Annotated in this window: 14 protein-coding genes; 4 read left to right on the top strand and 10 right to left on the bottom strand. The window is 42.5% G+C overall.

Features of this window, described 5'->3' with window-relative positions; all coding sequences use genetic code 11:
- Positions 1–65 precede the first annotated feature (65 nt).
- The 3 genes from hemB to rocD form a co-directional block, all read right to left on the bottom strand.
- A complete protein-coding gene (gene hemB / locus HUJ21_RS17760; RefSeq protein WP_291371904.1) occupies positions 66–1,034 on the bottom strand; it encodes a porphobilinogen synthase in 969 nt (322 codons plus the stop codon).
- Positions 1,035–1,110: 76 nt separating this feature from the next.
- Positions 1,111–1,767: an HAD family phosphatase gene (locus HUJ21_RS17755; protein ID WP_291371903.1), complete on the bottom strand. Its 657-nt coding sequence runs from the start codon at positions 1,765–1,767 to the stop codon at positions 1,111–1,113.
- A complete protein-coding gene (gene rocD / locus HUJ21_RS17750) occupies positions 1,764–3,056 on the bottom strand; it encodes an ornithine--oxo-acid transaminase (protein ID WP_291371902.1) in 1,293 nt (430 codons plus the stop codon). Before rocD ends, HUJ21_RS17755 begins: the two co-directional genes overlap by 4 nt.
- Before the next feature lie 218 nt (positions 3,057–3,274).
- Between rocD and rpmB the strand changes: the two genes are divergently transcribed.
- From rpmB to ftsY, 4 genes are all read left to right on the top strand, one after another.
- Positions 3,275–3,517, top strand: coding sequence for a 50S ribosomal protein L28 (gene rpmB / locus HUJ21_RS17745; protein ID WP_073095464.1), 243 nt, complete (start codon positions 3,275–3,277; stop codon positions 3,515–3,517).
- 36 nt (positions 3,518–3,553) lie between these two features.
- Positions 3,554–3,736 carry a 50S ribosomal protein L33 gene (gene rpmG / locus HUJ21_RS17740; protein WP_163380267.1) on the top strand — a complete coding sequence of 61 codons (183 nt, stop codon included), beginning with the start codon at positions 3,554–3,556 and terminating at the stop codon, positions 3,734–3,736.
- A 32-nt stretch (positions 3,737–3,768) separates the two neighbouring features.
- Positions 3,769–3,921, top strand: a complete 153-nt coding sequence (locus HUJ21_RS17735) for a DUF4295 domain-containing protein (RefSeq protein WP_162341906.1) — start codon at positions 3,769–3,771, stop codon at positions 3,919–3,921.
- 91 nt (positions 3,922–4,012) lie between these two features.
- Entirely contained in the window at positions 4,013–4,969 is a 957-nt protein-coding gene (gene ftsY / locus HUJ21_RS17730; RefSeq protein WP_291371901.1) for a signal recognition particle-docking protein FtsY, read from the top strand.
- Positions 4,970–5,150: 181 nt separating this feature from the next.
- Here ftsY and HUJ21_RS17725 read toward each other — a convergent pair whose 3' ends face one another.
- From HUJ21_RS17725 to HUJ21_RS17695, 7 genes are all read right to left on the bottom strand, one after another.
- The gene (locus HUJ21_RS17725) at positions 5,151–5,585 is read right to left on the bottom strand and encodes a putative toxin-antitoxin system toxin component, PIN family (RefSeq protein ID WP_291371900.1); all 435 of its coding nucleotides are present in this window, start codon (positions 5,583–5,585) and stop codon (positions 5,151–5,153) included.
- Complete coding sequence (locus HUJ21_RS17720; protein WP_291371899.1) at positions 5,566–5,796, bottom strand: hypothetical protein; 231 nt, start codon at positions 5,794–5,796, stop codon at positions 5,566–5,568. Before HUJ21_RS17720 ends, HUJ21_RS17725 begins: the two co-directional genes overlap by 20 nt.
- A gap of 267 nt (positions 5,797–6,063) precedes the next feature.
- Positions 6,064–7,215, bottom strand: a complete 1,152-nt coding sequence (locus tag HUJ21_RS17715) for an alpha/beta fold hydrolase (RefSeq protein ID WP_291371898.1) — start codon at positions 7,213–7,215, stop codon at positions 6,064–6,066.
- A gap of 602 nt (positions 7,216–7,817) precedes the next feature.
- The gene (locus HUJ21_RS17710) at positions 7,818–8,048 is read right to left on the bottom strand and encodes a hypothetical protein (protein ID WP_291371905.1); all 231 of its coding nucleotides are present in this window, start codon (positions 8,046–8,048) and stop codon (positions 7,818–7,820) included.
- A 156-nt stretch (positions 8,049–8,204) separates the two neighbouring features.
- Positions 8,205–9,284, bottom strand: coding sequence for a 6-bladed beta-propeller (locus HUJ21_RS17705; protein ID WP_291371897.1), 1,080 nt, complete (start codon positions 9,282–9,284; stop codon positions 8,205–8,207).
- A 970-nt stretch (positions 9,285–10,254) separates the two neighbouring features.
- The gene (locus HUJ21_RS17700) at positions 10,255–11,679 is read right to left on the bottom strand and encodes a glycosyltransferase (RefSeq protein WP_291371896.1); all 1,425 of its coding nucleotides are present in this window, start codon (positions 11,677–11,679) and stop codon (positions 10,255–10,257) included.
- Between the two features lie 252 nt (positions 11,680–11,931).
- Positions 11,932–12,352: LytTR family DNA-binding domain-containing protein (locus tag HUJ21_RS17695; RefSeq protein WP_291371895.1), on the bottom strand; the 421-nt coding region annotated here is incomplete at its 5' end.

Genomic DNA, 12,352 nt, shown 5'->3' with positions numbered 1-12,352 from the left:
TGGATGGTTTTTATGGATAAATTACTGGTATTGGGATTTTAAATTACGAAAAAATCAAAGCATTGTTAGGATTCGTATAGGGCCACTTCTTTGGCAAAGTAGGTTAAAATGATTTTGGCACCCGCCCTTTTGATGCTGAGCAGGGATTCCAGCATGGCTTTTTCTCCGTCCAGCCAGCCATTGGCGGCAGATGCTTTGATCATGGCATATTCCCCGCTGACATTGTAGGCAGCAATAGGAATTGGAAATTGCTGGTGGAGTAGTTGGATGATGTCCAGATAGGCCAATGCGGGCTTGACCATTAAAAAATCAGCTCCCTCCTCCATGTCCAACTGGCCCTCAATCAGTGCTTCCCGGCTGTTGGCCGGGTCCATCTGATAGGTTTTTTTATCTCCTGATTTGGGAGCAGAATCCAAGGCATCGCGGAAGGGATTGTAGAAGGCACTGGCATATTTGGCTGTGTAGGACATGATGGATACCTCTTTGAAGCCATTTTCATCCAGCAGTTTGCGCAGATAGCCCACTCGCCCATCCATCATGTCGGAGGGGCCGATGATATCTGCTCCGGCCCTGGCCTGGGCCAAAGTCATTTTACCCAGAATCTCCAGGGTTTCGTCATTCAATATTTTACCGTTGTCTACCAGTCCGTCATGCCCGTCGGAGTTATAGGGATCCATGGCCACATCTGTCATGATGCAGGCCTGGGGGAAGGTTTGCTTGATTTTCCGCAGGGCCTTTAAATAAAAGGTGTCCTCCCGGTAACTTTCTGTAGCAAAACGGTCTTTCTTGTCTTCCGGGTAGGCCGGGAAAATATCAAAAGCGTTTATCCCCAGGCTCAGGCAGTCATCAATTTCTTCCAGCATCTGGTCCAACGAATACCTGTAGATGCCCGGCATGGATTTTACTTCTACCTTCTGGTTGATACCATCGATCAGAAAGAGCGGAAAAATAAAGTCTTTTACTGAAAGCCTGGTTTCTTCCACAAGTGCCCGTATGGCTGCCGATTTCCTGTTTCTTCTGGGTCTTCTGTTCATAATCGATATAACTACTTTGCTGACAAAGTTAAGGGATTTGCCCGCTAATTGGGGCATAGCCGCTGCAAAAAATGACTCAGGTCAAAAGGTCTGCAATAATGTCGGCATTTACTTCATGGAAATCCTTGATATACAGATTACATGGGGGCAATTCTTCTTTTCTATGGGAAGAAAGCACGCCGATAACCTGCATGCCGGCGTTCCGGGCAGCGGATACCCCACTGTAGGAATCTTCAAAAACCAGACAGTTTTCGGGATTCATTCCCATGTTTCTGGCGGATGTCAGGTAAACCTCCGGATCGGGTTTGTGCTTTTTTACATGCTCACTGGCCAAAATGGATTCCATTTTTGGCCCAAAGCCAAGCGTTCCCATGATCAGTTCCAGGTTGGCAGCCGGTGCAGAGGTAGCTACCCCGGTGCGGAAGCCGCTTGTTTTTAAATCATCCAAAAAAGGCAGGAAACCGGGAATAGTTTCCACTTTCGGGGCATATATTTCCCTGAAGAGCCCTTCTTTTTCGTTTTCTAATGCCGAAAATTCTTCACCCATAAAATCCCTGCCTAAGAAATGGCTAAAGATGTATTTATTGCTCTTGCCATACATGTGTTGGGCAAACTCTTCCTCTGTGGGGCTTAGCCCTCTTTTGCCAAAAAACACCCTAAAAGCTTCCGAGTGGTAGGGATTGGTATGGCAGATCACCCCATCCATATCAAAAATGACAGCTTGCTTTTTCATGCTTTTACTGCGGGTTTTTCAAAAGCCAGAATGGTTTTTTCTATGATATCGCAGCAGCTGTGCAACTCTTCCATGGTCATGACCAATGGAGGGGCAAAGCGGATGATATTGCCATGGGTGGGTTTGGCCAGCAGCCCATTGTCTTTTAATGCCACGCAAATATCCCAGGCGGTGCTGCTGTCCGGGCTATCGTTGATCAGCACGGCATTGAGCAGTCCACGGCCTCTTACCAGTTTTACCCAATGTGATTTTTCAGCCAGCAATTGCATGCGTTCCCGGAAAATTTTACCGAGAGTCCTGGCATTTTGGGCCAATTTTTCATCCCTTACCACCTCCAGTGCCGTCATGGCTATTTTGGCTCCCAAAGGGTTACCGCCAAAGGTCGAGCCATGTTGGCCTGGGTGAATGACTTCCATGATAGCTTCATTGGCCAAAACTGCTGAGACCGGAAAGAAGCCTCCGGAAAGGGCCTTGCCCAGAATCAGGATATCCGGTTCCACATAGGTCTCCTGCTTTTCACAATGCCCCTCACAGCTGCAATCGCCACAAACGGCCAGCAATGAACCTGTTCTACCTATACCGGTTTGTATTTCATCTGCCAGCAATAAGGCATTGTATTCCAGACAGAGCTTTTTCGCCTCTTTCATATAGTCTGCATCCGGGGTGTTGACGCCCGCTTCTCCCTGTATGGGCTCGATGAGAAAGCCCACCGTGTCGGGATTATTCGCCAAGGCCGCTTTAAGTGCCGTCAGGTCATTATAGGGTATACGAATAAAGCCAGGCGTATAGGGACCAAAGTTTTTGCGGGCGTTTTCGTCATTGGAAAAGGAAATCACTGTAGTGGTACGGCCGTGAAAGTTGTCCTCTGCCACGATGATTTTCGCCTGCTGCTCGGGAACTCCTTTTTTCTCATAGCCCCATTTTCTGGCAATTTTAATGGCGGTCTCCACGGCTTCCACTCCTGTATTCATGGGGAGGACCTTGTCGAAGCCAAAGTATTCGGTGATGTATTTTTCATAGGGCCCCAGCACATCATTATAAAATGCCCTGGAGGTGAGGGTAAGGGTGCCGGCCTGTTCGATCAGGGCCTCCTTTATCCTTGGGTGGCAGTGCCCCTGGTTGACAGCCGAATAGGCAGAAAGAAAGTCAAAGTATTTTTTTCCTTCCACATCCCAAAGGTAAACGCCCTCACCCTTGCTGAGGACTACGGGTAGAGGGTGATAATTGTGTGCGCCGTATTTGCTTTCCAGCTGAATGGCTTCCTGGCTTGAACTGATCTCCTGCATCATGGATCTCCTTATTAAAATCAATAGTATTGTAAATTAGGAGTTTTTGGCTCCAAGGGGCAAATATAAGAAAAGGCTGCTGTAATCATGGCTCAAAACCAAAAAGTTGGCAGGCAGGGATTTATTAAATATTTATAGGGCCTGCTTTTGTTATTTAATGAATTCTTCCGATATTTGCAAACCCAATTGAAAAAAGTCAATCATTACTGTATACATATATCATGGCAAAAATTTGTGACATTACCGGAAAAAGGCCTCAGGTAGGCAATAACGTATCTCACGCCAATAATAAAACCAAGCGTAGATTTTACCCCAACCTGCACAAGAAGAGCTTTTATATTCCTGAAGAAGATGCCTGGATTACTTTGAAAGTTTCCTCCTCTGCTTTGAGGACCATCAATAAAAAAGGAATCAGCGCCGTACTGAAAGATGCGCAGAAAAAAGGGGACATCGTTATCAAATAAGATTTACCTCAACACCACTATAAATTACAAAACGAAATGGCTAAGAAAGGTAACAGAGTTCAGGTGATCCTGGAATGCACGGAACACAAACAAAGCGGAATGGCCGGTACTTCCCGGTACATCACCACCAAGAACAGAAAGAACACTACCGAGCGCTTGGAATTGAAGAAATTCAATCCCATATTGAAAAAAGTGACGGTTCATAAGGAAATCAAGTAAGAAATTTCCCTCAGGGATAAAACAATACAATCATGGCTAAGAAAGTAGTTGCAACACTGAAAAAAGAAGGTGGCGTATCGTATGCCAAAGTGATCAAAGCTGTCCGTTCAGAGAAGACCGGAGCCTATACCTTCAAGGAAGAAATGGTGCCCAGTCCTTTGGTTCAGGAGACCCTTAAAAAATAAAGGAGTATCCCCATCTTAAAGCATTTATACATCCCTTTCGGTTCTAATCGGAAGGGATTTTTGCGTATATTCGGGCCTTACAGTAAAAATTATGGGAGTATTTGGTTTTTTTTCCAGCGAGAAAAAAGAAAGTTTAGATAAAGGATTGGAGAAGTCCAGCAAAAATCTCTTTTCCAAGTTAGGTAAAGCCATCGTTGGCAAGTCCAAAGTGGATGATGATATCCTGGATGAATTGGAAGAGATCCTGATCACCTCAGATGTAGGAGTGGATACCACCATCAAGATCATCCGGCGCATAGAAGAGCGGGTGGAACGGGAGAAATACATCAACACCTCCGAGCTGGACCTTTTGTTGCGGGAAGAAGTGGCGGGATTGCTGGAGGAGAACAATACCCTGGATCTGGACGATTTTGATCTTCCGGAAGGCAAAAAGCCCTATGTGATCATGGTGGTGGGCGTAAACGGGGTCGGCAAGACCACCACCATCGGCAAACTCGCCCACCAGTTCAAGCAAGCCGGCAAATCAGTAGTCCTGGGGGCGGCAGATACCTTCCGGGCAGCTGCCGTGGACCAGCTGATCCTCTGGGGAGAGCGGGTGGATGTACCGGTTATCTCTCATGGCATGAACACCGATCCCGCTTCGGTAGCCTTCGATACGGTAAAAAAGGCCGTGGAAATGAAGGCCGATGTGGTGATTGTAGATACGGCCGGCCGGCTGCATACCAAGGTAAACCTGATGAACGAGCTGACCAAGATCAAGCGGGTGATGCAAAAATTTATCCCCGAGGCCCCTCATGAGATCTTGCTGGTATTGGATGGCTCTACCGGGCAAAATGCCTTTATACAGGCCAAGGAATTTACCAAAGCCACAGAGATCAGTGCCCTGGCCATCACCAAGCTGGACGGGACGGCCAAAGGAGGCGTGGTCATCGGTATATCAGATCAATTCAAGATTCCGGTAAAGTACATTGGAGTGGGAGAGAAGATGACCGATTTGCAGGTCTTTGACAGGCGGGAATTTGTGGATTCGCTTTTCAAGAAAAAGTAATGCAATGAGAGCGACAAAACCTTCGGGGTACCTAAGTGACCTTTGGGGTTTTTCCAACCCCGAAGGTCTGATCCGGAGCGTTCACGAACAAAACCTTCGAGGTCCCAAAGACCTCAAAGGTTTATAAAGAACCAGGCAATGAAAGGTCGCAATTTATTTTTTTGACGAGCAAGCATTTCGGTCAACGCTTAGCTCTTGCATTTTGAAGTTGTTTTTCAAATTCGTCCGGGGTTACAATTTTAGCCGTTTTAAAGGGATGTTGTTCTAATAAGTCCTTGTCTCCGGTAACCAAGAAATCAGCCTTTGAAAAATCTATTAAGTCCAATAAAAAATTATCTTTTGAGTCGCGGCTAATAAAATGTGTAGGATGAATAGCTACTTTTTCGGCTATGGTCTCTAAAAGCTCAATTAATTCTTCTACTCTTCCTTTTGGAAAATATTTTTTCAATTTTTTACGGCGGGTGACCGTCTTGATTTCAATAAGGAGTTGTTCGGTGGTTATAATAATTAGACTTCCGTCCGCAATATGATGTCTGATTTTTGCCAGACGCTTACCAATTAAGAAGCTGATCCAAACATTTGTGTCAAAAATTACTTTAATGCTTTTGTTTTGCATACAATTCTTGTCGGACTATTTCCACTTCTTCCGTTATGGTATCCAGGTCAAGGTCATCGGTCTTAAAGGACTTTAATAAATGTGAAAGTTTGCTGCCAATCACTTCTTTCTCCAATTCTTGGGTTAACTTGATTTTTTGGTTTTTGGGCAATTGTCGGACGATCGCCATGATTTGGTCAAAGGTTAAATCTATTTGAATGGCCGTTTTCATCTTTCTTTAAAATTAATTTAAGTTTAATTTACAAAAAAAGCCTGAAAAATAAATATGGTGCCTCACAAATTGTAATTAGTAAAGGTTTCGGGCATTGACCTTTGGGGTTTCCCGAACCCCGAAGGTCTTTTCCGGAGCGTTTACGAAAAAAAACCTTCAAGGTCCCGAAGACCTCAAAGGTTTGAGATATTGACCTTTGGGGTTTCCCTAGCACCGAAGGTCTTTTCTGGAACGTGTACGAAAGAAACCATCGAGGTCTTAAAGTCCTCAAAAGTTATACCTATCCTTTTTATCATAAACCAGCCCTGCCTCCTGCAGGGATTGATAAACGTCGAATTTTTCCTGATTATCCCCAAGTACAAAGGAGCGGATAAGGTTCTGATGTAATCCGGTAGCCCTCAATTTTCCAAGTGCGTGCCCATCCCGGAGCAGCATAAGGCTGGACTGGGGGTAGAACTCCGCCAATACATCATAACAATACCTGGATAGCAGTTTGTCATAGACAGCGCCCAGGATCAGTACCTTTCCTTCGTACAGCCTGCCTTTGTCGTAATCCACTCCATGCACCGAAAAAGGAGCTTTCTCCAATTCCTTCCAGATGGGAAGACTTTCCTGTTTCATCCATGCTGCCAAAATGGAAGGAGGCTGATCGTTCAGCCTGTTTGCCAGTAAATCATAACTGTGCTCAAACAGCCTTACTTTAAACCCTATATCTTCCTCACCATTTCCCCATAAGCCAGGCACCAAAAATCCCCATTGTAAAAAGGCATAAAATGGAAAGTTATCTCCATCACTTGTTTCCGAACAAAGACTTTCGGCTTGTGCCTGCCATAAATAGGCGAGCCAAAACCGGTTGGCCTGCGCTTCCGGACAGCGGGCCGGGTCCCGGAAATTCAGGTTTTTTTGCAGGTCAAAAAGTAGGGGGTTAAAAGAAATCAGGGAGCTGACTTTTTCGGGATACAGGCTAAGGTAGTAATGCAGGTAGGCGGCAGCACCGGAAAAGCCCGCTAAATGAACCGGCCGGTCCCCGGGCAATGCTTTTCGGACTCTTTCCAGGTCCCGGGCATGCTGGTCTGCGTTTAGGAGCCGGTAGGCTTTGGACCAGTCCGTTTCCCCGCTGGCCCGGAGGATATTTAGTATGGCTTCGGACGAATTGCGGCCTTTGATTTGTACCAGGTTAAATTCATCCGCCAATTCCCGGAGCTCCATACCTTGCTGAAAATAGTTGTCCAGGGGATCTTCTATCAGCAGAATGGTTTCTTTTTGTTCCTGGTAGGGTTGTAAAAGGGTATAACTGATGGTTATTTGTTTGCCGCGGGGCTCCCGGTGGTCCAGGGGGACGGATATAATCCTTAGGGTATCAGGAGGCGATTGGATAAGGCATGAGAATGCACTTAGTATTTGCAGAAAGGCTATCAAAACAGCGTTTTATTTACGTTTACAATCGGAGGCCTAAAGAATCTCTCCTTAAAATCAGCTAGATAAGGGGTCCAGTAGTTGAAAATAGCTTGTTTAAAAATCTAATCCAATTATGAATATAGTCTGTATTGTTAAATGATGTGAAATAGTGCCTTTTTTGTTAGTTAAACGAAGGTAAATCAAAAACAGCAATTCCAGGATCTTCATCTGTGGTGATACCATACAATTTGCCGGCCTGTTGATTTACAGCAAGGACGCGAATTCTTGTGTACAGTTTGTATTTAACTAAAATAGCATCCCGTAGAACGTGTGGATGTCCGTTGCGTAATCGTTAATTAGCCGTATGAATTTTAAAACGAATCAAGTTTCTAATTTAAAAACTCGTCTAAAATTTCCTTTATCTCCTATTGCTCCAGTCTTGGGGCATTTGGGTGGATGAGCCTGCCCTTTAAATCAAAGAACTGGTACCGGGGGATAAATCTTACATCCAATTGATCCAGTACAGTATTCTTTTATTGGCTTCATCCCCGGTAAAGGCAGTGATTGCAGTCCCAGGGTATAAATTAGAACCCGCTAAAAATTAACAATTTGGAATTTTATATTTACTCAATGTATTGAGTAAAATTGCTAGATATATTGAGTAAAACAATTATGGCATACCAACGGATAGAAAAAGCAGGTTTGTTGAAACGGCTCAAAGATGAACCCAAGAGATTTATACAGGTGGCCTCTGCCGCCTCGCTCAGTTTAAGCAGGTTGCTTCCGGAGCCGGTGGTTTCCGAATATTCCCGTATTTCCTGCAGGGAGATCAATTTGCCGTAATGTTTGGCAATGATGCGCAGGCAGGTGGGGCCGCAGTCTTTGGCATCGGGTTGTTTGTTGAAGCTGGAGTTTGAAGCTAATGTCTTTTAATAATAAGTTAATACAGAATAGAATAAGTAACTATATAATATGATTTTGAGTACATAATTAGTATGATACAAATACACCTAGTCAAATTTAACAATCCCAATAATTGGATTTAACTCCTGTTTTAATTCCTTTTCATACTGTGCCTGTTTGATATAATAGAAAGTATTGTTTTTCGAATCTAAAGGTCTGATCATAATAGGGATTCCATCTTTGTCCAAAATACCATTTTTTAAATTATGATATTCGGATGTACTCTTTTTATATAAGAACAACATTCTTTCAGCATCTTGCATATATTCACATACTATATAGGAGGAAGAGTTAGAGATATTCAACATTAATGGTGTAATATATCCATCCAAATCTAACTTTTTCGATTTTTCAAAAACGATTTTTTTATACGGTGTCATTGTAACTCCTTCTATTCGGTAGAGAGTATCTGGAAAAATTGACTCTTGTGTTAAAACTGGTTTATAGAAATAGTTTCCAAACTCATCACTCGATATATAAAATTTAAAATTATACCCTGTAGATTTATTTTCGTCGATAATTACTTTTCTTACCATTGAGCTATCACTAACGATCAAATCATGACCTAGCTTGTACAAAGTTGTGTTATTAGAAATTCCAAGCTCAGAATCTCCGACAATTTCGTCAGAAATGATCAATATGTTCTTATCGATAACATTAATATATGGAAGCAACATAGGATATCTCCTTTCCTCAATCAATTTATGATCCTGAGAGAAAACAATTAATTTTCTAGCAGATGAGATATAAATCAAATTTGAGTCGAAATCAATTGCCATAGAATAAACAATTCCATAATCGCCGGGTCCATCTCCCTGATTTCCTAATTTAAAAAGAAAATCTCCTTTATCGTTAAAAACGAGAACCTGGACTCCATCATTTACATAAAATTTTTTATTATAATATTTGACATCTTTAATTATTCCTAAAAGAGCAGTTTCATTGGTCTCTAATTGTACTCGATGTACTGAACGGGTTAAATCAGTTAAATAAAGATCTGAGTCGATATTTTCAGGAATTACGATGGTTGGTAATTCTTTAACAGTTGAAGGGGATGGACAAGAGGAAATCAATATAGTCAAAAGGCATAAAAATGAGAAGAAATATAGATTTGGTACTTGGAGCATATTTATATCTTTAAGTAATTTAATCGGAACATCCCAAAGGATGTTCCGAATTTTTCAAAAAATTATATCCTTTCACATCGTATCACCCAAGTACACTCAACCATTGCATCCTCAGGATAGGAACAATCGGTTATATATATGGACTGCCACGGACCATCCGGCGAACACATACATTTCCACCAACCATTGTTAGTGCAATCACCAGATCCTCCATAAATAGTTCCCACTTGATTTCTCTGCAGCACATCCTCTGCTGCCAGCTTTAATTTGTCTAAACTTAACTTTTTCATTTTTCTTTTATTTGATGATGTTTATTATCTCCCCGGACTTGCTAAGGACACCCGGGAATTGTGCCCACTCATCGCGATAGAATTTTTTTATTTACTTTTAAGCATTTAATTCTATGAAGTCTGCAAACCTAGTATTCCTTTGGTAACGCGAATTTTCGCTATTCAGGAATCTTACCGGAGCTGTGGAAACAATTATTCATGCGGTTCAAACAGTTTAATAGTAGGTAGATTACCAGAAAAGTAGGAATCTATATATGTTTTTGCTCTTATTACTTCCCAATCTAATGGAAAAAATCAAAAAATATAAGTGAATAATAGTATTTCTCGTGAACTGACCTATTTTCCCCGTGAACGGGCAGTTTTATCCCCTGAAGGAAATGATTGGTGCTGTAATGTATAGGGATTGAGCTGGTTGTAGTTTAGATGACGAAAAGAATAAAGTTGATGGTTTGAGGTTGTGTTGATGTGTTGACGCGGAGATTTGGGGCTGCGGTGCCTGAGCGGAGTCGAAGGCAGCGGAGTCGGGCTTCGACAGGCTCAGCCTGATAAGGCGTGATGTGCTGGTATGAATACCTGCAGCAATAGTACATTCCTTTGTCCTTACTTTTTTTGGAATTTCTCAGGTACGATTGAAATGGCATCGGGTTGTTAGTTGAAAGGAAACCAGCTTTTCAAAATCATTATTTAAAGGGTATTCGGTCTACATTTGATGGGTCATCCGGATATGGCCGGCAGACAGCAAATTGCTTCCTGTCCCCCTGTATAATTTTGTAGGTAAGGCAAAGCTCCTTGCAAAAAGTAATCATTGTTTTCCGGTCAAGTTCTCGATCCATATCATCAAAGACAAATACACTTTTTATACCTTTAAATAATTCCAGGTGATTTAAAATTCCTTGCCTTAATGTCCCGGGAGGCCCGTCGACCAAAATCAGGTCAAAATTTATACGGGATAAAACAGATTTGACTTCTTCTGGCGAATACCATTCCCCTTCTATAGGGGCCAGCATACATTCATGCTCCTGCGATAATGAAATACAATACCGGGTATCGTGCTCAATGCTGGTCACCTGATAATTTCGTAGCAAGGCTTCGGTTCCCTTTCCTGTACCGAACTCAAGCAATTTGGACCCGGGAACCAGGATTTCATTAATGCAGGTAAGTATTTTTTTTTCAATGGACCATCCCCCGAGCCGGTTGTGGCGAATCGCAGTGGCCGCCAAATTTTCACAAATTGAATAAAAGAAGTCATTGTCGTAAATCATTTTTTGATGGTTCCCAGTAAGGAGCCGGTTTAGCCATGTCTCCACCTGATCCAACTCATGATCCTCCAAATACCGGTGATGGATCAACTTTAAATGAAGGTGAAAATCCTCTTCGGTAAAATCCACACCGAGGGTTTCCAATTGCAGTCTCCTAACCCGATTGGCCATCTCCTCTTCCATTTCTCTTTTTTCGGTAAAAGCCTGTTCCGGATATATCCGGGATCTTACGAGCGGCTGGGAAATATTTTGGACCTTAAATTTTTGTGCAACCCTTACCACAAAATCATAATCTCCAGCATAGGAAAAGGATTCGTCAAATCGAAATCCAAAATCCTGACACAGGGTATTTCTGATCATCATGGCTGGCTGGCGGGTGTTTTTGTCGGCAAACAACAAGACCTTTATTTTTTCATGGTCTGGCGGCTTATTTACTAAACCTATATTTCTGCCTGCTTCATCGATGATTTCATAGGAGGATCCAATGCAAAAGGTGTCGGGATGATTTTCCAGCATACTATATTGTGTTGACAGGCGATCAGGCAGGGAAAGATCCTCAGCATTTGCAAAGGCAATATATTTTCCTATGGCACGATCCATACCAAAATTTCTGGCCGCACAGTTTCCCTGCTTGGTATCAAATTCGAAATACCGGATGCGGGTATCATCAAGTGATAGGATCAGATTCGTTGCCTTATCCTTGGCCCCGTAGTCGATAATCAGCAACTCAAAGTCTTTGAAATCCTGTAACAGGATACTTTCCACTGCCTCTGCTATGAAACTTGATGCATTGTTGCAGGGCATAATAACGGATACCAGTGGTAAGGCATTAGCAATTCTTCTCATTAGTATTTTTTATAAAAGCCTTTCCCCATAAAGGCAGATAAAAGAAATTAAACCGGGTATAGCGATGAAATTCAAGATCGTTACGCTTAACTATACCTCCTCCCTTAACCCCTCCAGAAATAAAATTTCCACTTCGGTTATTCTAATTAAATGATATACACAACCCTAATTATTGCTGCTACACGTTTGAGCATGGAGGCTTTACGTAAACATATTTTTTCTGATAGACCCTCAAATAAGCAGGAAATTAGATTAATGCGTATCCCTGATGCCATTGTCCGAGAAATCAGGTTGACGAAATTCTTTTTTTAGGGCAGCCCATTTGGATTTGGCTACCTTCAGTCGTACATTGTTTTCCATTACTATTTCCCTTTCCTTTGGCGGAATTGACTGGATTAAATTAACATTGGCCAGACAGTTCCGGTTTATTTTGAAAAATGTCTCCGGCAATTTTTTTTCCACCTTTTTTAGCGAGGAGCAGCAGGAATGGCTGCTTCCATCCAGACAAAAGACGGTGAGCAGGTAATCGTTTACCTCAATATGCGTGACCATATCCAGGCCAATTTTAAGGATTTTATGATTGCACTTGAGGATTAAAGAATGGCTCTCCATAAAAATAAATTTAGTAGTGTAACTAGGTCGATAAGATAAAAAAAAAGGAATGTATTCAAAT

The organism is Cyclobacterium sp. (assembly GCF_014762705.1).
Lineage (GTDB): Bacteria > Bacteroidota > Bacteroidia > Cytophagales > Cyclobacteriaceae > Cyclobacterium.
The sequence above is the reverse complement of the archived record's forward strand: the minus strand, read 5'-3'. Positions and strand labels throughout refer to the sequence as shown.